The 17,226-nt window shown below is 69.2% G+C and carries 16 protein-coding genes and 1 tRNA gene; 7 read left to right on the top strand and 10 right to left on the bottom strand.

Features of this window, described 5'->3' with window-relative positions; translation table 11 throughout:
• Nucleotides 1–33: 33 nt before the first annotated feature.
• Nucleotides 34–1,104 carry an MYXO-CTERM sorting domain-containing protein gene (locus PPSIR1_RS18725; protein WP_006972689.1) on the top strand — a complete coding sequence of 357 codons (1,071 nt, stop codon included), beginning with the start codon at nt 34–36 and terminating at the stop codon, nt 1,102–1,104.
• Nucleotides 1,105–1,118: 14 nt separating this feature from the next.
• Here the strand turns inward: PPSIR1_RS18725 and PPSIR1_RS46285 are convergent, their stop codons facing one another.
• The 5 genes from PPSIR1_RS46285 to PPSIR1_RS18710 all read right to left on the bottom strand — a co-directional run bounded on the left by PPSIR1_RS46285 (nt 1,119) and on the right by PPSIR1_RS18710 (nt 6,077).
• A complete protein-coding gene (locus PPSIR1_RS46285; RefSeq protein WP_086001467.1) occupies nt 1,119–1,757 on the bottom strand; it encodes a DUF4276 family protein in 639 nt (212 codons plus the stop codon).
• Nucleotides 1,754–3,223: an AAA family ATPase gene (locus PPSIR1_RS46280; RefSeq protein WP_086001466.1), complete on the bottom strand. Its 1,470-nt coding sequence runs from the start codon at nt 3,221–3,223 to the stop codon at nt 1,754–1,756. Before PPSIR1_RS46280 ends, PPSIR1_RS46285 begins: the two co-directional genes overlap by 4 nt.
• Before the next feature lie 67 nt (nt 3,224–3,290).
• The gene (locus PPSIR1_RS18720) at nt 3,291–3,926 is read right to left on the bottom strand and encodes a hypothetical protein (protein WP_157595703.1); all 636 of its coding nucleotides are present in this window, start codon (nt 3,924–3,926) and stop codon (nt 3,291–3,293) included.
• 82 nt (nt 3,927–4,008) lie between these two features.
• The gene (ald, locus tag PPSIR1_RS18715; RefSeq protein WP_006972686.1) at nt 4,009–5,133 is read right to left on the bottom strand and encodes an alanine dehydrogenase; all 1,125 of its coding nucleotides are present in this window, start codon (nt 5,131–5,133) and stop codon (nt 4,009–4,011) included.
• A 137-nt stretch (nt 5,134–5,270) separates the two neighbouring features.
• Nucleotides 5,271–6,077, bottom strand: coding sequence for an HAD family hydrolase (locus PPSIR1_RS18710; RefSeq protein ID WP_006972685.1), 807 nt, complete (start codon nt 6,075–6,077; stop codon nt 5,271–5,273).
• Between the two features lie 31 nt (nt 6,078–6,108).
• Between PPSIR1_RS18710 and PPSIR1_RS18705 the strand changes: the two genes are divergently transcribed.
• The 3 genes from PPSIR1_RS18705 to PPSIR1_RS18695 all read left to right on the top strand — a co-directional run bounded on the left by PPSIR1_RS18705 (nt 6,109) and on the right by PPSIR1_RS18695 (nt 8,382).
• Nucleotides 6,109–7,350 (top strand): FHA domain-containing serine/threonine-protein kinase, encoded by a 1,242-nt coding sequence (locus PPSIR1_RS18705; RefSeq protein WP_006972684.1) that lies wholly within the window; start codon nt 6,109–6,111, stop codon nt 7,348–7,350.
• Nucleotides 7,351–7,466: 116 nt separating this feature from the next.
• A tRNA-Pro gene (locus PPSIR1_RS18700) sits at nt 7,467–7,540 on the top strand.
• Nucleotides 7,541–7,782: 242 nt separating this feature from the next.
• Nucleotides 7,783–8,382: a response regulator gene (locus PPSIR1_RS18695; protein ID WP_006972683.1), complete on the top strand. Its 600-nt coding sequence runs from the start codon at nt 7,783–7,785 to the stop codon at nt 8,380–8,382.
• 197 nt (nt 8,383–8,579) lie between these two features.
• Here the strand turns inward: PPSIR1_RS18695 and PPSIR1_RS18690 are convergent, their stop codons facing one another.
• The gene (locus PPSIR1_RS18690) at nt 8,580–9,221 is read right to left on the bottom strand and encodes a hypothetical protein (RefSeq protein WP_006972682.1); all 642 of its coding nucleotides are present in this window, start codon (nt 9,219–9,221) and stop codon (nt 8,580–8,582) included.
• Nucleotides 9,221–9,787, bottom strand: coding sequence for a gamma-glutamylcyclotransferase (locus PPSIR1_RS18685; protein ID WP_006972681.1), 567 nt, complete (start codon nt 9,785–9,787; stop codon nt 9,221–9,223). The genes PPSIR1_RS18690 and PPSIR1_RS18685 overlap by 1 nt, the downstream gene beginning before the upstream one ends.
• Before the next feature lie 32 nt (nt 9,788–9,819).
• Here PPSIR1_RS18685 and PPSIR1_RS18680 point away from each other — a divergent pair, with 32 nt between their 5' ends.
• Together PPSIR1_RS18680 and PPSIR1_RS18675 are read left to right on the top strand one after the other, a co-directional pair.
• On the top strand, nt 9,820–10,953 hold the full coding sequence (locus PPSIR1_RS18680; protein ID WP_157595702.1) for a hypothetical protein: 1,134 nt from the start codon (nt 9,820–9,822) through the stop codon (nt 10,951–10,953).
• Between the two features lie 275 nt (nt 10,954–11,228).
• Nucleotides 11,229–13,739, top strand: a complete 2,511-nt coding sequence (locus tag PPSIR1_RS18675; RefSeq protein ID WP_006972679.1) for a hypothetical protein — start codon at nt 11,229–11,231, stop codon at nt 13,737–13,739.
• A 61-nt stretch (nt 13,740–13,800) separates the two neighbouring features.
• Here PPSIR1_RS18675 and PPSIR1_RS18670 read toward each other — a convergent pair whose 3' ends face one another.
• The 3 genes from PPSIR1_RS18670 to PPSIR1_RS18665 are packed head-to-tail and all read right to left on the bottom strand — an operon-like array spanning nt 13,801 to nt 15,300.
• Nucleotides 13,801–14,058: a hypothetical protein gene (locus tag PPSIR1_RS18670; RefSeq protein ID WP_006972678.1), complete on the bottom strand. Its 258-nt coding sequence runs from the start codon at nt 14,056–14,058 to the stop codon at nt 13,801–13,803.
• A 28-nt stretch (nt 14,059–14,086) separates the two neighbouring features.
• The gene (locus PPSIR1_RS50780) at nt 14,087–14,215 is read right to left on the bottom strand and encodes a hypothetical protein (protein WP_006972677.1); all 129 of its coding nucleotides are present in this window, start codon (nt 14,213–14,215) and stop codon (nt 14,087–14,089) included.
• Entirely contained in the window at nt 14,212–15,300 is a 1,089-nt protein-coding gene (locus PPSIR1_RS18665) for an amidohydrolase family protein (RefSeq protein WP_086001462.1), read from the bottom strand. Before PPSIR1_RS18665 ends, PPSIR1_RS50780 begins: the two co-directional genes overlap by 4 nt.
• A gap of 104 nt (nt 15,301–15,404) precedes the next feature.
• Between PPSIR1_RS18665 and PPSIR1_RS18660 the strand changes: the two genes are divergently transcribed.
• Nucleotides 15,405–17,177, top strand: coding sequence for an RCC1 domain-containing protein (locus PPSIR1_RS18660; RefSeq protein ID WP_006972675.1), 1,773 nt, complete (start codon nt 15,405–15,407; stop codon nt 17,175–17,177).
• The last annotated feature ends 49 nt before the right edge of the window (nt 17,178–17,226 follow it).

The raw sequence follows: 17,226 nt of genomic DNA, 5'->3' as shown, positions 1-17,226 counted from the left end.
CGCCCACGTCGTGCTCAACCCCCTCGCCTACCGGTGGAGCGCGGGCAGCCTGGCCCGCTACATCGACGTGCTGGCGATCGCCGCCGACGAGGCGAGCGGGCCTTCGCCACGGACTACGCCGGCGACACCCCGAGCTCGACCTCGAACATCTACAACGCGCTGTGGGACGAGACCGACTTCCTCGGCGCCGACCCCATCGAGGCCCTCGACATCATCGTCGGCCAGGGCCTCAACACCCACCCCATGGTCCGGGTCTTGCTCGCCGAGTTCATCCCGCCCCCCGACGGCGTCGACACCAACCAGTTCTGGTCCAACATCGAGTCCTTCGCCGACGAGATCGACCTCGACGCCTGGGACGACGTGGCCTTCAGCGAGGCCCTCGCCGAGCGCGTCATCGTCCCGGGCATGCACGCCGCCGACCTGCTCGACACCTGGCCCTACCTCACCCGCCTGCACACCACCATCTCGCCCAACGAGATGACCGCGGACCCCACCTTCCACGTCAACGAAGACCTGCCCGAGGTCTCGCGCACGGTGCTCACCGACTCGCTGATCCAGTGCGGCGGCGACCGGCTGTTCGACGTCGAGTTCGAGGCCAGCGCGGACCAGGGCGGGCAGCAGCTCGTCCAGATCTGCCAGCCCAGCGGCACGGCCTACCCCGACTTCCCTGACATGCCCCGGGCCCTGCGCGTCGAGCAGGTCCCCGCCATGGGCCCGCCGCAGGTCGTGCAAGACAACAGCGAGGCCATCCTCAGCGCCCACGCCGAGCAGCAGGCCGGCCTGGTGTGCAAGTCCGAGGCCGGCGGCACCGGAGACACGGGCGGCTCTGAGGGGGGCACCGGCGCCGGCACCGGGAGCGACGACGGCGGGAGCGAGGGCGGAACCACCGGCGGCGCCGAGGGGGGCACCGGCGCCGGCGGCGGCGAGGAGATCGGCGGCGACGGCAGCGACACCGGCGCGGGCCTCGACGAGCAGGGCGAGGTCAGCTGCGGGTGCTCGAGCGACGGCCAGGACCACAGCCCGCTGGGCGTCGCGCTGGGGCTACTGGTCCTGGGGCTCGTCGGAGGGCCCTTCGCCGGCGCCCGGCGGCGCCTGACCGAGTGACCCTGTCAGGCTCGTCACTCCCCACGCTCCCGTAGCAGCTCCGTCACAACAGCACCTACGTCGTCTACGAGTCGCCGCCAGGCCGGCAGCTGAGAAACCGGGCCATGGATATCGATGCGCTCGAGTAGGCGTCGTCGAGCCTCGGCGAAGTTCGCCGCAGCACGACCGCTTTTTCCAGCCACCACGATCGCCTTCTTGAGCGCCTCCTTCGGGTTTGCACGCATCTCGACGTGCTTGGGCTTGGGCAGGTCAAGGCTCGCCTTCCCCCTTGGGTTTGCCACAGCAAGGCGAATGGCCGCCTCGTCTACCAATAGCCACGCCTCGAGCTCCTGAACGGGAACGACAGCTACCCACTTCGCCTCAATGCCCGCTGTAGAGACTGCCTTAGCGATCCGTTGTCGGACAGGTTCAGCATCCCGACTATCGGCGTCACGATGGATAAACACGATATCTGCACGTGAGGCATGCTCTCTAACCCACGATAGCTGGTCGACGAGTCTCCGGCCTGGCGCTCCGGGAATACTGCTGAAGTCAATATGAGTTCCTCGCACCTCGATCACTCGAGGATCCGCTTCGAGACAAAGCCGCTCCAGGTGCGGAGTCAGCAAGGCATCTGTCGGACCTTCACCAATGAACACAAATGACAGCTTCATTCCTTCATTTCCCCCCACCCCTGTCCTTCGCTAGCTGCGAGGTTCAACTGTGCCCCCGGCAGAGTGCCGTAGGTCCGTGGGTCAGGCTGGAGGTAGTCCAACACCTCATAGAGCTCAAGGCTTCCCCCCTCGGCCATCGCAGCCCTCCGCGACCCCACCACGGGCAACAAGCGAAGCACCCGCGCAGTACTCGTTTCGGAGTCCTTGTAACCAGCCAGTTTCGCAAACAGCAGTGCGTCAGGATCACGGGAATGAACAAATCGAATCAGGCCTGGCGAGTGTGTATTAATGACAATCTGCCTGAACGGATTCACCGGCGAGAGTTCCTCCATGGGATTGACGGCCAAACTACACACGAGTTCTACCATCGCCTCGATACGCGCAGGGTGGATACCGTTCTCTGGCTCCTCCATGCAAATGACCCCACGCTCGCGAGGGTCGATCCCCAACACAGCTAACGCCAAGAAGCGAAGGGTTCCATCCGACAGCGCACGAGCCGGCAAGAAGCCTCCCTCTAGCCCTTCGAGTTCTAGAGTCAGCAACTCCCGCTTGTCATCACGCTCGACTCTGATACCGCGAACAGGCACCAAGTCAGACATCCGATTTGCCAAAGCTGCGTATACTTCCTCGGGAGCAGCATCTTCCCCCTCCTGCCGATTGGCCAGCGAGTATAGTGTAGCGGCTAGCCGAGAGCCATCGACCCCCAGAGTATTTGGAGCCGAGAACGCGTCTGGCTCACGCATGGCCGCTGGTTCCAACGCGAGCCGGCGCCAGGACTGCATTTCTTTCTGGGCCGCCAAAATTGTCGGATGCTCCGTCGTGGCGACTCCACTTGCGAGAGTTGCCTGGGCACTCTTGGCAGGGGACGGCGAGGGGCGCCCACCGTGTTTATCTTGGCTCTGATTGATGACGAGTTGCCCGTCAACATTGCGCTCGGTGTAGATGAACGGGTGCTTGCCAGTGGGCCGGCCTCGAAGTACGGCTTGGCGAAATTTCTTCGCGCTGTGTTTAAACCCCAAACGCTTGGAGGCTTCATCGCGCCGAATATGCTCGAGTTTTTCATGCAACAGCACGAGCCGCCCTCGAGTAGCGAGCCCAGTCGGCGCCTCGTAGCCGAGGTGGACCTCGTAGCGCATGTAGGTCGTCGATGGCTCCGAGCGTCGACCGAACGCGTCCTCGACATGCGGGCTCACGATCATCTCGGCGGCGAAGCGCATCACTGCTGCTCGACGTACACCATCCGTCCAGAACAAGTCCCGAGGGTCACCAGCCCGACTGTGTGTCGTCCGCACCAAGCTGGCCGCTTCGAGCAGTGAGCGATCCGCAAGCGCGCTCAGAAAATCAATGGCGTCGAAGACATTGGACTTCCCGACGGCGTTGGGCCCTGCAATACACGTGAACGGCCCGAAGTCGACCGCGAAGCCGAGCAGATTCTTGAAGCCATCGACTTCGAGACGGGTGAGCATGGGGAGAGTCTACTCGTAGATTGTCATTGCGTCCCGCACGGGCCGAGCGCACGGGGCGGCCACCCAGCTACTCTGGCGGCGGCGCGTCGGCTGAGCCCCGCAGCGCCTCGTCCTTCAGCACCGGCAGCACCTCGCCGGGCGGCTCGTCCCGGACGATCCGTCCGCGCAGGTGCTCGTCCCAAAAGCTGCTCCAGCGCCCGCTCAGCCGGGTCTGCTTCAGGTTGGAGATGCGCACGCGCTGCCCGTCGGTGGTCGTCAGGGCCAGCGAGGCGTAGCCGCCCCCCTCCCGGAGCTCGTCGTTGTCGGCGGCCGAGATGCGCGCGAGCGCAGCCCCGTCTTTGTTGATCACCGCGAGCATGTACTCGCGCAAGCTCGCGACCCCGTTGACCTTCGTGTCGTCGAGCAAGCGGGCGGCCGCGGCCTCCCAGGCCGCGGGGCTCTCGAAGCTGCCCGGGCCGACGGAGGCGCTGGACGTGACCTCGTGGGGACCCAGGGAGGGGTTGGAGCTGCTCCAGTAGACCTGGCTGAGCGCCACGGCCTGGACCGCGCCCTCGGGCGGCTCGGGAGCTGGATCTGGCTCGGCCTGCTCCGAGGGCGCGGGCGTCGAGGACGAGGCGCTCGCGTCCTCGTCCCCGCTGGCCTCCGAGCAGCCCGCGGCGAGGGTCAGAGCGAGGGCCAGGGCGGCGAGGCTGCGCGGCGTCACGCCGACGAGCATGACGAAAGCGAGCCCCGCCGGGTCACCGACGGCGCTCGCCTCTCGTCGTCGCCAGGCGGCCGCGCTCAGCTCAGCCGAGCGCGTTGGCGAGGCTGGTGAAGTCGACCTCGCAGGCCCGGGCCACGGCGTCGATGGTGCACGCGCCGTCCCAGGTGTTCACGCCCTCGGCGAGGTGCCCGTTGCCGGCGAGCGACTCGCGGATCGCCGCGTCGGCGCCCTTGTTGGCCAGCTCGAGGCAGTAGGGCAAGGTCGCGTTGGTCAGGGCGTAGGTGCTCGTCCGCGGCACGGCGCCGGGCATGTTGGCGACGCAGTAGTGGACCACGTCGTGGGCGATGTAGGTGGGCTCTTGGTGCGTGGTCGGGCGGCAGGTCTCGATGCAGCCGCCCTGATCCACGGCCACGTCGACGACGACGCTGCCGGCCTTCATGCCCTGGACGAGGGTCTCGGTGACCAGCTTGGGCGCGGCGGCGCCAGGGACCAGCACGGCGCCGATGACCATGTCGGCCGAGAGCACGTACTTCTCGATGTTCTCCGCGTTGGAGTAGAGGGTCTCGATCTTGGTGCCGAACACGTCCTCGAGGTAGCTCATGCGCGCGGCGTTGATGTCGAGCACGGTGACCTTGGCGCCCAGGCCGATGGCGATGCGGGCCGCCGCGGTTCCGACGATGCCGCCGCCGATCACGGTCACGCGACCGCGCCGGGTCCCGGGCACGCCGCCGAGCAGCATGCCGCGGCCGCCGTTGGCCTTCTCGAGCGACCACGCCCCGACCTGCGGGGCCATGCGCCCGGCGATCTCGCTCATCGGGCGGAGCAGGGGCAGGCCGCCGTGGGCATCGGTGATGGTCTCGTAGGCGACGCCGCGGACCTTCTTGTCCATGAGCGCGCGGGTCAGCTGGGGGACGGCCGCGAGGTGCAGGTAGGTGTAGAGGATCTGCCCTGCCTTGAAGAAGTCGTACTCCTCCGCGAGCGGCTCCTTGACCTTGACGACCATCTCGGCGTCCCAGGCCTCGGCCGCGGTGTCGACCAAGCGAGCCCCGGCGCCGACGAAGTCGTCGTCTTCGAAGCCGCTGCCCTGGCCCGCGCTGCGTTGGACCACGACCTCGTGCCCGGCCTTGACCAGCGCGCGGATGCCCGCGGGCTGCATGCCGACTCGGTACTCGTGGTTCTTGATCTCCTTGGGGACTCCGACTTTCATGGCTGCGCGTCTCCTGTCGCGCGCGAACTATAGGTCGAAGTTTTTGTCAGCGACCACGCCCAGACGACGCCTGGCGACGTGCGGCGACCGTGTGATCCACGGTGCGCGCACATTGATCGGCGTGTGCAGGGATTCGCCTAGCGCGTCGCTAGCAGGCGAGCGCTCAGCTCGAGGAAGCCGTCGAGCTCGCGCTGTCGGGTCACCCGCTCGGGCAGGTGCGCGAACCACTCGCGCTTGGCCGGCACGTCGGCCGTGCCCACGGTCAGGCCAAAGCGCGCCGCCCCCGACTCGTGGGGCGCGAACAGGCCGACGTCGTTGGGCGAGTCGCCGATCGTCACCACCGCGCGCGGATCGATCTCGCGCTCGGCGAACAGGGCCAGCAAGCCCGCGCCCTTGTCGGGCACGCGCTCGGCGAGGTGGATGTGCACCGTCGACCAGATCAAGCACACGCCCTCGGCCTCGGCCGCGACACGCAGGCGCTCGAGCTCCCCCTCCTCGCGCCCATCGCGCTCGTAGGCCACGTCCCCGAGGCGACAAAAGGCGTCCCCGGTCCGCCGGAGCTTGGCCGCATGTTCCCGGTTCAGGTGTTCACCGACGGCGACGAGGCGGTCGAGCTGGGTGGGCTCGCCGAGCCAGCGCGGCGCGTGGTCGGGCACGATCTCGAACAGCCCGTTCTCCGCGACCCCGAATTCGACCCCTGGGAGGTAGCGGCACAGGCCCAGGACCTCACCGGCAGGGCGCCCGCTGATCGGGATGAGCTGCACCCCGGCGGCCCCCAGGGCCTCAAAGGCCGTGAGCAGCTCGGCCCGCAGCGCGCCTGCGCGGGTCAGGGTCCCGTCGATGTCCGTGGCGACCACGCGCAGCCTGGCGATGGCGTCGTCGTCGAGGTCCTCCAGGGGCTGCAGGCAAGCCCGCGCTCGTTTTGCTTGTCGTGCGCTCGTCATGCGACTCGTGATACGGTCGGCCCCTACCACGATGACGCTCGAGTTGCAGCCAGGCGACGTCTACGCCGGCAACATTCGGATCCTGGACGTCCTCGGTACGGGGGCGTTCGCGTGCGTCTACAAGGTCGATGTCCCCGGCTACGACGAGCCCCTCGCGCTCAAGCTGACCAAGGAGCCGGTGACCGCCGGCGACCAGGCCCAGCGAGCCCTCCGCGAGATCACGATCTTGCGCAGCCTCAGCAACCCGCACGTCGTGCGCACCTTCGACTGCGGCCTGCGCCCCGACGGCCACATCTACATGTTGATGGAGTGCCTCGACGGCCACGCCCTCGACGAGTGGCACGACTTCGCCACCCCCCTGACGCCCTCGCAGGCGGTCACCATCGTCCACCAGATCTGCCTTGGCCTGGCCGAGGCCCACGCCAAGGGCATCGTCCACCGCGACGTGAAGCCCGAGAACATCTACGTCGAACGCAGCGGGCACATCCGCGTCCTCGACTTCGGGTTGGCCCGCTCGTGGGACGGCACGCCCGTGGTCGGGGTCAACGCGACGCAGGTCCACATGGTCGTGGGCACGCCCCACTACGCCCAGCCCGAACAGCTCGTGACCCGGGAGCTGAGCCCCGCCAGCGACGTCTACAGCCTCGGGCTCATCCTCTACGAGCTGCTCAGCGCCTGCTCCCCCTTCCACCTCAACCGCTCGCTCAAGTCGGTCAAGGAAGAGTTCTCCAAGCAGCCGCTGCTGTGGCTCAAGTGTCACAAGGACACGGACATCGTCCCCCTCGACCAGCAGCCCAACTGCGACGACCTGCCCGCGCCCCTGGTCCGCGGGGTGATGCGCGCCCTCGACAAGGACCCGGCCAAGCGCCCGCCCGACGCCGGCGCCCTCGCCAACATCCTCGGCTACGTGCTGCACCGCGACATGGGCATCCCGGTCGCCGCCAACCTCCGCATCCTCCACCCCGGCGAGCGCGACCCGGAGGAGCGCCTGTTCCTCCCGGGCTCCTACCGCATCGGCAGCGGGGAGCGCTGCGAGATCAAGCTGCGCCACGACAGCATCCTGCGCGTCCACGCCATCGTCGAGTGGAGCGGGATTCCGAATCGCCCGCAGCTGCGCCCGATCATTGGCGACGGCACGGTGCAGATCAACGACGAGCCCGTGCACCAGCCGGCGGTCCTCGGGCCGGACGACGAGTTCAGCGTGGGCGCCTTCCGCATGGGCATCGCCTTCCAGTCCGCGGGGCGCACGCAGAACCTCCGCGAGCGTCGCTGAGGCCTCGCCCGTACCCCGGCCTGCTAGTTAGCTCACGCTCAGCGGCCGTCTGGGGCCGTTTCGCAGGTTTCGCTTTGACAAGGCTCGGTGCCTCTGCTACCTACCGCGCTCCGAAACGGGGCGTAGCGCAGCTTGGTAGCGCGTTCGGTTCGGGACCGAAAGGTCGGAGGTTCAAATCCTCTCGCCCCGACACGAGAGGGAGGGATCGCAAGGTCCCTCCCTCTCGCCTTTTGGGCCGCGCGGGCGATGCAGTAGGCGCGGATGGGAGGCGGCAGCCCATGCGCGGCCCTGCCCATCCGCCCGGCGCTGACTGATCGGATCGCCAACGAGCGATCCGGCGACCGCACGCGGGGGCGCACCGACGCCCCTCACCCGCGCGGGGTGTCGCGAGGTTCGGCGCACAGCCGCGCGAAAAGCTGGCATGATCGCCTCGTGTCTCGCCTGCGCGTTCTGATCATCGACGACGACGTCAAGGTCTGCGAGTACCTCCAAGAGCTACTCACGCCGGACGGCTGCGAGGTCGTGGCCATCAACGACCCCGACCAGGGCCTCGCCAAGCTCAAGGCCAAGGAGAACTACCACATCCTGATCCTCGACCTGAAGATGCCGGGCATCAACGGCCTCCAGCTGCTCGAGAAGATCCGCAAGGTCGACAAGGACATCGCGGCGATCATCCTGACCGCCTACCCCAGCCTCGAGTCGGCGACGGACGCCATCAACCTCGACGTCTCGGCCTACATGCAAAAGCCCTTCAGCGGCGAGGACATGCGAGAAACGATCGCACGCGTTGCCCGCAAAAAGGGCATCGTCGTGCGCCGCGAGGACGAGCTGCACATCACCATCGGCAAGCGCATCCGCGAGGTCCGGCGCCAGCGCAGCCTGACCCTCAAGCAGATGGGTCGGCGGACGAACCTGTCCGTGTCGCTGCTGAGCCAGATCGAGCGCGCCGAGTCCTCGGCCTCGGTGTCCTCGCTGTTCAAGATCGCCAACGCCCTCGACGTCCGCATCTCCGAACTCTTCGGGGACTTTTAGGCCCCCGCAGGCGGCTGGGACCGGGGACGCTTCGTCGCTGTCCGCTCCTCCGCTCTGGCTGGTGGGCAATGGAGTTCGTGCCTTCTAGACCGCATGTGGCCGCCCCCTGAAGGGGGGCGTGGTTTGGCGGGGGTGAGCAGCTTCTTGGTTTAACGGGGAGCAGCTTCGGGGTTTGGCGGCCGCTGGCGAGCTCCGGCTCAGGGTGTGCGGCGCAGCTTCAGGAAGCTCGCCCACGGCTCTGCGTCGCCCTCGCCCGCCGCGTCCAGGCGCTGCGCGAGGGCGTCGACGTCTGCGTCGTCGAGGCTGCCCGCGGGGGCCAAGAGCGCGAAGGCGCGGATCAGCGGCTCGTCCTCGGCGGCGAGGCGCTCGGCCGGGCGCAGGTGCAGCAGGGCCTCGAGGGCGCGGCCGAGATCGCGGGCGACCTCCCGGCCCTGGCAGACGATGGCCTTGTCGACGAACACCTGCCCGTGGGCGCCAGCGTCACAGTTCCCCTTGCCGTTGCGGTAGTAGGTCACGACCACGTCGACGCGCCGGCGCCAGCGCGGGTCGACGGCGTGCTCGAACACCGCCTTGCGCAGGCTCTTCCACGCCATGTAGCCGGCCCGCAGCCGCGCTTTCGGGTCGCCCGGCTCGCCGAGGTGGTAGCTGGCCTTGCCGCCCGCGCCGAACACGACCAGGAAGTCCCCGCGCAGCTCGACGCGATCGAGCTCGCCGAAGCAAGGCGGCACGCGGATCGTGAACGGCCGCAGGATCTGGGGCAGCTCGATGGTCCGCGCCTCGAGGTCGATGTCGAGGGGCACGGGCTTGGTCGAGCGCCGCCGCCCGTGCCGCCCGCCCATCACGCCTGCACCAGCCGCGCGAGGGCCGTCACGTGCTCGTCCTCCGCGCCCATGTGCGCGAGGGCCTCGGCCAGGCGCAGGAGGTACTCGCGGTTGGATCCGCTCGGGCCGTGGCTGCGCCGAATTTGCGCCGCGATCTCGACCAGGGGCGCCGCGCCGAGCCAGTCGGAGTTGCCCGGGCGCGCGAGGTAGACCAGCGCTCGCTCGACGGTCGGCGCGCCAGCGGGTCGCAGCACGGGGAGCTCGAGGCGCTCGTAGCCCGCCTTCTCGCGGTGGTCGAGGCCGGCGAGCACCGCGTCCTCGTGACCCTCGGCGACGCGATAGACCATGCCCCAGCAGCGCGTCGGCTCCGAGACCGCGACCCGCTCCGCTCGAGGCAGCTCTGCTCGCGGCAGCAAGGTCACCACGCGCCCCGGAGCCCCGACCACGCCGCGGTGGTCCGGCGAGCCCTGCCAAAAGCGACGGGCGTAGCCCTCCACCCAGCCAGGGTGGCGCTCGGCGTAGGGAAAGGCCGGGCGCCAGACCAGCGAGCCGTAGCCAAAGATCCACAGCGGCGGACGGGCCATGGCCCGGATGCTATCCGCTACACTCCCCGGGCGTGAAGCCAGCACGGCACATGACCCCCCGCTCGACGGGGCACCTCGCGGGTCCGGCGCGGCGCGGAGCTCTGTCCGCGGCCCTGCTCCTCGCCCTCGGCGCGACCCTGAGCGCGGGCGCGTGCCGCCGCGGCGGCGGCGAGGTCAGCGAGGAGCCCGACGCCGCCCCCGTCCTCGACACCAGCGAGACCGTCGACAGCCAGCGCGTGTGCCAGGACGGCTGCCGCCGCCTCGACCGCTGCGCCCCCGAGCTCACCCGCGGCCAGGTCGCGGGTGACCCCGTGCTGCTCGCCAGCCGCATCGGCGACCCCGAGGCCTGCGACGCCAGCTGCTCCGAGTTCGACGACACCCGCGTCAGCCTGGGCCTGCGCGACTGCCTGGCCCTGTCCTCCTGCGACGCCTACTGGGGCTGCCTGAGCACCGAGCTCGCCCGCCCCTGGCTCGCCGCCGTCGCGCCCCCCGGCGAGCGCAGCTGCGAGAACCTGTGCAGCCAGGCCAGCGCCTGCGCCATCGCCGAGCTGTGCGAGGACGCCCGCGGCGAGAGCTCGGGCCGCCGACGCGCCCGCGCCCGCGACGACGACCCCCTCACGCCCCCGAGCCAGGCCAGCGAGGACGAGGCCGCCGCGGCCGCGGCCGACGACGCCCCCAGCCCCTCCCCCGCCTGCCAGGCCGAGACCGCCCGCCAGGCCGAGCTCGAGGAGAGCTGCCGGCTCAAGTGCGAGGCCTCCCCCGAGGGCGGCCGGGCCCGCTTCGAGCTGCTCGGCTGCCTCGACCACGGCTCCTGCGGCGGCATGCTCGGCTGCCTCGACAGCTGGTCCCGCATCGACTACTCCCGCGCCGCGCTCATGACCGAGGCCGGCACGGAGCTGCCCGAGGGCGTCGACCCGGGCCCCGGGCTCGACCCGGTCTGCGACGCCTTTTGTACCCGCGCGCTCGCGTGCGGGGCCGCGGCGGAAGGGCTCGAGCTCGAGGGCGAGGCCCTCGCCGAGCTCAAGCGCGCGCTGACGAGCACCTACGTCGAGTGCGCGCTGAGCTGCGCCAAGGACCAAAAGAGCGCCGCGGCGACGAAGGCCTTCGAGGCGTGCACGGCGGTCGAGAGCTGCGAAGCGTTCGCGGTCTGCAGCGACGAGGTCTAGCGAGCTGCTCGTTCGGCTCCAAAGAGCAGCGCAGGGCTTCCGGTGTCGCGTGGTCTCCCCTGCTCTTGCGGCGTCGACGCGATGCCGAGCCGGAGTTCTCGGTGTTTCCATCGAGCCACCTCCTCGTCCGAAGGGGGCGCTCGAGCCTGGAGATGTTTCCAACTACCAACATAAAAATACACCCAAATTGGCAACACTCTTGCGCGCATTCGAACTTCATGCTCATACTCCCAGGGCATGTCCATTGACACGGGAGGGCCATACGGGAGCTTTAGATGGCCATTCAGTCTGGAACCGCAGCGCTCTACAACCAACCTCCCAATTACCGCTGGGAGGCCTACAATCGCGACGGAAAGATCTACGCGATCCTCTACTCCCAAGACGACACCACCCAAAAAATCATCGACTGCGCGCCGGGGTGGGACTGCTACAAATCCGCCCCCGCGATCCGGGCGACGCCGATTGACCCGAACGCAGTCAACCCGAACCAGCGCGCCATCGACGTGTTCTTTGCGACCGCGGACTCCCGCCTGGCCATCGCGCGGATCACCTTCGACTACACCCCCGGGGAGGCCCCCTCGAACCCCAGCTCGCAGGTCACCAAGCTCCGGTACGACCAGGACGGAAACGGGAGCTACTCGAAGCTGCCGACGACGGGCGTGAGCGTGTCGCCCATCGATGGAGGCGTCGTCACGATCACCCGCAACGCCGCGAAGAACAAGAACCTGCTGTGCTTCTTCTCCAACGAGGACCTCGCGGACCTCGGCACCACGGTGGTCGCTTCCCAAGCCCACGAGCTCGAGACGCCGGACGAGTCGCTCAACCTCGATCGCACCATGGGCACCATCATCAACGGCGTGCAGACCCTCGCCAACAATGAGGGCTACGCCGCGACGAACATGCTCGTACTCGGCATCAAGGCGACGTCCGGAGACCCGGGGATTTACGCCGTGGAGTACTACCTCGGCAACGACCAAGGCGACGCCTTCGCGCCTTCGCTGCTCGGGTCGCGCACGGAGCTCCTCACAGCCGACATCTCGTCCATCGCTACCAATCGCCCCAAGGTCCAGACCGCGGTCGACGGGCGCGTCTACATCTCGTTCTACCAAGACGACGACGGCGACGCGACCGTGACGCAGTTCGTCCGCCACGGCACGGGAGATCACGGAGAAGACCGCACCTGGAGGCAGGTCAAGCACGTGTTCCCTGGCGTCGCGGACCTCAGCAACGTCGCCATGTGGACCTCGCCTGGGCTCGCGTACCGCTCGGAACAGTCCAACGACGAGATTCAGACCCAGCGAGAGCTCGAGAACCTGACGACGCAGGTCTTCCCCGTGACGCGAAGCTGCAGCGTGGTCTACGGGAGCGGAGGCCTGTCGCTGCAGACCGACAGCTTTGGTCACCTGCGCCGCGAAGCGCTCCCCGTGGTCAGCGCGATGGTGATGCCGCCGGTGCTGCTCGGGGTGGTCCGCGGCGCCCCCCCGATGTCGAACACCATCATCACTCAAAACCCGGGCCGAGCCGGCTACCAAAAGTCCTCGGTCAAGATCGTGCAGTCCGAGTCCGTCCTCGCCGAGACCGAGGTCTCCGCGCAGTTCGGAGCCTCCCTCAACGTCGGCGGCGCGGTCTCGTGGGGGGTCGGGGTCGAAGAGATCGCGGGGACGAAGAAGACGCTCTCCTTCTCCATCGCCCTGGGCGCGATGTTCAGCAGCGTCTATCAGCAGATGGACCGGATGAGCAGCGAGCTCACCATCGACACCGCGCAGTACCCCCTAGACCCCATGGGAGGCGGCTACTTCGTCCCGCCGTGGGGCTACGCCTACTTCATGCTCGCCGGCCTCGCTGGCTACGCCTACTACTTCGTCGACGAGTCGACCTCGGACTACGACTCGGACAACACCCTGCCGAACCTGCCGATCGACGCCACCGTGCTCTACGAGTACTCCTCGGTCCGCAAGGAGTACGTCGCGCTGCCCTTCGACATCCGTCCGGATTGCGAGTGGAACGGCATCCCAGCGGCGGTCCCTGGAGACCTCGGCGCATACGCTGAGACCGCTCGCTACACCGCGCTGAGCGAGCAGCCTCAGCTGTCCTTCGCCTCGTCCCAGGGAAGCCCTCAGGTGGGGTGGGTCATCGGAAACGCATCAGCGACCACCGTCGACTATGAATTCGCCCACAACGACCGAAACGTGAGCCGGCACAGCATCAGCATCGACGCCGCGATGCGCTTCGCCTGGAAGACCCGCGTGAAGTCCAACATCGGCGCGCTCGAAGCCAGCGCCTACGGCGAGGTGGGGGTGTCCTTCGCCTACGCCCAACAAAGCGCGAGCGAGACCGCCTCGACCTTCACCCTCGAGTCCAACCTCGACATGCGCGCCGCCACGGGCCCCGGGCAGCCGATCCCGTCGAGCTATACCTCGCAGATCTTCATGGTGAAGGCGGAAGACTTCTCGACCCAGTCCCAGGAGATGATCAGCTCTTGGGTCGCCGAGCTCGAGGCGAACGACACCCCCTTCAACGCGATCATCTTGGGCCTGGTGAAGCACAAGGATCCGGAAGCCGCGGGGAGCCGGATCGACTCTTCGAACCCCTTCTTCATCGACTACGCGGTGACCAGCATCACCCCGACCGGGTACCAAGAGCAGGTCGAGACCCCCTTCGACCTGTTCGTGGAGCAGGAGAGGGCGTGGCTCGAGGCGCACGCAGGCTCCCCTCAGGCGGAAGGCGCGACCCGAGTCTTTGGTCTACGGGACGCGGTCGAGCTCCACCGCCGGTTGAAGTCCTGACCCTGCCCGCTGCCCCGCGGCGCTGGTCCCTTTACCCAGCGCCCGGGGTGACCGGCGGCGTTCAGGTGCACTCGAGCGCGCGGTGCTTGGCCAGGGCCGAGTGCAGCTGCGCCTCGTGGCGCTCGAGCTCGCCGTCGATCAAGTAGTGCTCGAAGAACACCCGGGCCTTCTCGCAGTCCCCCACCTCGACCGCCGCGTTCGCAACCTTGTAGGCCAGGCCGTGCTTGTTCGGCACGAGGTGGTAGGCCTCCTCGTACTTGGTCTTCGCCTGCAGCCAGTCTTCGGCCTTCGCGGCTTCCTCGGCCTCGGCGTACAGCACCTGGCCTGCTCGACGCGCTCTTCCTCGCTCAGGTCGGCGTAGGGGTCGGGCTGGGCGCGTCGGCTTCGAGGCTCTGGGCCTCCGCGAGGGACTCGAGGGACTCGTCGGGCACCCAGTCGACCAAGCTGCCGCCCGAGTCCCCCGTCGAGCTCTTCACTCGTCGAGGCAGCTCGCCAGCCACCGCTCGGCGTTGCCTGCCAGCACCGGCCCCAGCGTCGCGTCGTCGAGGGCCAGGCCGCGATACTCGCTCCACTCCATCACCCCGTGCTCGCCGACGAGGCGGTTGAACTCGAAGCGATCGGCCTCGAGCAAGCCGAGGTTGGCCTGGACCTGGCGATCCCACTCGAAGCGGGCGATGTCCTCGCGCTGCTCGACCATCGAGGTGACGAGGTCGGAGCCGAACAAGAAGCGCTCGGGCTCGGCGAGGATCAGCGCCCGGACCCGCTCGCGCTCGAGCTCGAGGGCGGTGAAGCCCTGGACCCCAGGCTTGCCCGGGCCGTGGCTGGTGTCGACGAGCAGGCCCGGGTGCGCCGCGAGGATCCGCTCGAGGCGCTCGACGTCCGTGCGAGAGCCGCAAAAGTGGGGGCAGAGCAGGTTGAGCTCGGGGTAGCTGGCCAGGAGCTCGCCGAGCTCGGCCTCGAAGCGGAAGGTGTTGATGTGCAAGAGCACCGGGACGCGTTCGCGCTCGAGGGTCGAGAACATCGGGCGGTGGGCCTCGTCGGCCAGCGGCCGGGCGTGGAAGCTGCGGTGACCCATGTAGAGCTTCACCCCGCACGCGCCCGCGTCGAACCAGGCCCGCAGCTCCTCGGGGCGGGCCTCGGCGGGGTCGGCGGTGATGAAGGGCACGAGCCGGTCGCGGTGCCCCGCGCTGAGCTCGAGCAGGCGATCGTTGGCCCCGCGCCAGTCCGCGAAGCGCTCGCTCTGGTCCGGCAGGTGGGCGGGGTCGAGGTGGGGCGACGCGAGCACGACGGCGCGCTGGATGCCCGCGCGGTCGAGGGTCGCGAGCAGCGGATCGACGGCGTCGCTGACGAGGTGAACGTGGACGTCGAAGCGCGCCCGCGCGGGCTTCGGCTCGGGGGCTGGCTCGGGGGCTGGCTCGGGGATTGGCTGCTCGGGCTCGGCGGCCACCTTCGTCGGCGCCGGCTTCGGTCGCTCGGCCTGGCAGCCGGCCCCCGCGACGGCACCCGCGAGCGCGAGCGCTCGCACCCGCGTGCCCGCCGAGGTGCTCGATGTCGACCGCATGGTGGGCTCCGGACTAACAAAGTCGCGGCGCCTTCGCCATCGCGCGTTGCTCCGCCGACGCTTTTCGCTACCGTGGAGCCTACCCGCCGCTGGCGCGCCGCATCATGACGAGCCCCAAAGCTGTCCCCTTCGCCCTCCGGACCCTCGCCCTCACCCTCGGGCTCGCCGCGACCACGGCCTGCCCCGTGGACGAGGAGGAGCCCGACGAGGCCGGGGACGACGCGGCGACGGAGTCCGAAGAGTCCGGCGGCACGGACGGGACCGAGACCGAGACGACCGAAGAGAGCGAGTCCACCGAAGAGAGCGAGTCCACCGAAGAGAGCGAGTCCACCGAAGAGTCGACCGAGACCGAGACCGAGACCGGCGTGCCTGAAGAGTGCGGCAACGGCATCGTCGAAGACGGCGAGGCCTGCGACGACGGCAACGACGTCGACACCGACGCGTGCACCAACGCCTGCGCCGAGGCGACGTGCGGCGACGGCATCGTCCACGAGGGCGTCGAGGCCTGCGACGACGGCAACGACGTCGACGACGACGCATGCTCCAACGCCTGCCAGCCCCCGAGCTGCACCGACGGAGCGCTCAACGGCGACGAGACCGACGTCGACTGCGGGGGCGGCTGCGACCCCTGCACCCTCGGCCAGGGCTGCGCGCAGCCCAGCGACTGCGCGAGCGAGCTCTGCGAGGCCTCGGTGTGCGCCGTCGAGACCCAGTTCGCGGCCGGCAACAACCACGGCTGCGCCCTGCGGACCAACGGCGCGGTGCGCTGCTGGGGCTCGGCCGCGAGCGGCGGGCTGGGCTACGGCAACACCTCGAGCGTCGGCGACGACGAGACCCCCGCGAGCGCCGGAGACGTCGACGTGGGCGGGCTGGCGGTCCAGCTCTCGACGGGCGCCAGCCGCACCTGCGCCCTGCTCGAGGGCGGCGGCTTGCGCTGCTGGGGCTGGGGCGACTACGGCTTGCTCGGCTACGGCAACACCCTGTCCGTGGGCGAGGGCGTGACCCCGTCCTGGGCCGGAGACGTGCCGGTCGGCGGCCCCTCGGTCTACGTCGCGCTCGGCAGCCTGCATACCTGCGCCATCCTCGACGGCGGCGCGGTGCGTTGCTGGGGCCGCAACCATCAAGGCCAGCTCGGCTACGGCCACACCGATGAGCTCAGCGCCGAGGTCACCCCGGACACCTTCGGCGACGTCGAGGTCGGCGGGCCGGTGACGCAGCTCGCCCTCGGCAGCCTGCACGGCTGCGCCATCCTCGACGGCGGCAGCGTGCGCTGCTGGGGCAGCTCCTCTCACGGCCAGCTCGGCTACGGCAACCAGGAGCGGGTCGGCGACGACGAGACCCCCGCGAGCGTCGGCGACGTGGACGTGGGCGGTACGGTGATCCAGCTGGCCGCCGGCGGCCGCCACACCTGCGCCCTCCTGGACGACGGCGCGGTCCGCTGCTGGGGACGCGGCGGCTTCGGGGCCCTGGGCTACGGCAACGCAGACAACATCGGCGACGACGAGCTCCCCGCGAGCGCGGGCGACGTGCCCGTGGGCGGCAGCGCCGTGCAGATCACCGCGGGCTACCAACACACCTGCGCCATCCTCGAAGGCGGCGGGGTGCGCTGTTGGGGCAATGGGGGCAACGGCCGACTCGGCAACCAAAGTGACGCGGTCATCGGTGACGACGAGCCCGCGGACAGCAACGACCTCGTCGAGCTCGGCGGCCCTGCCCAACGGATCAGCGCGGGCACCTACCACACCTGTGCGGTCTTGGCCGACGATGCCATTCGTTGCTGGGGGTGGGGCTCGTCCGGCCGGCTGGGCTACGCCAACACCGACACCATCGGCGACGACGAGACCCCGCTCAGCGCCGGCGACGTGCCCTACCTGTGAGTCGTGGACGCGGCCGACCCTGTGAGCGTTCCGCGGATGGGAGCGGCGC

The organism is Plesiocystis pacifica SIR-1 (assembly GCF_000170895.1).
In the GTDB taxonomy this organism is placed as follows: Bacteria; Myxococcota_A; Polyangia; order Nannocystales; family Nannocystaceae; genus Plesiocystis; species Plesiocystis pacifica.
This window is presented reverse-complemented; position numbering and strand designations above follow the sequence as displayed.

Coding starts and splice junctions, on each gene's coding strand:
- PPSIR1_RS46285 (WP_086001467.1), bottom strand. CDS start 1,757: ATGAAGCTGTCATTTGTGTTCATTGGTGAAGGTCCGACAGATGCCTTG.
- PPSIR1_RS46280 (WP_086001466.1), bottom strand. CDS start 3,223: ATGCTCACCCGTCTCGAAGTCGATGGCTTCAAGAATCTGCTCGGCTTC.
- ald (WP_006972686.1), bottom strand. CDS start 5,133: ATGAAAGTCGGAGTCCCCAAGGAGATCAAGAACCACGAGTACCGAGTC.
- PPSIR1_RS18710 (WP_006972685.1), bottom strand. CDS start 6,077: ATGACGAGCGCACGACAAGCAAAACGAGCGCGGGCTTGCCTGCAGCCC.
- PPSIR1_RS18705 (WP_006972684.1), top strand. CDS start 6,109: ATGACGCTCGAGTTGCAGCCAGGCGACGTCTACGCCGGCAACATTCGG.
- PPSIR1_RS18690 (WP_006972682.1), bottom strand. CDS start 9,221: ATGGGCGGGCGGCACGGGCGGCGGCGCTCGACCAAGCCCGTGCCCCTC.
- PPSIR1_RS18685 (WP_006972681.1), bottom strand. CDS start 9,787: ATGGCCCGTCCGCCGCTGTGGATCTTTGGCTACGGCTCGCTGGTCTGG.
- PPSIR1_RS18675 (WP_006972679.1), top strand. CDS start 11,229: ATGGCCATTCAGTCTGGAACCGCAGCGCTCTACAACCAACCTCCCAAT.
- PPSIR1_RS18665 (WP_086001462.1), bottom strand. CDS start 15,300: ATGCGGTCGACATCGAGCACCTCGGCGGGCACGCGGGTGCGAGCGCTC.
- PPSIR1_RS18660 (WP_006972675.1), top strand. CDS start 15,405: ATGACGAGCCCCAAAGCTGTCCCCTTCGCCCTCCGGACCCTCGCCCTC.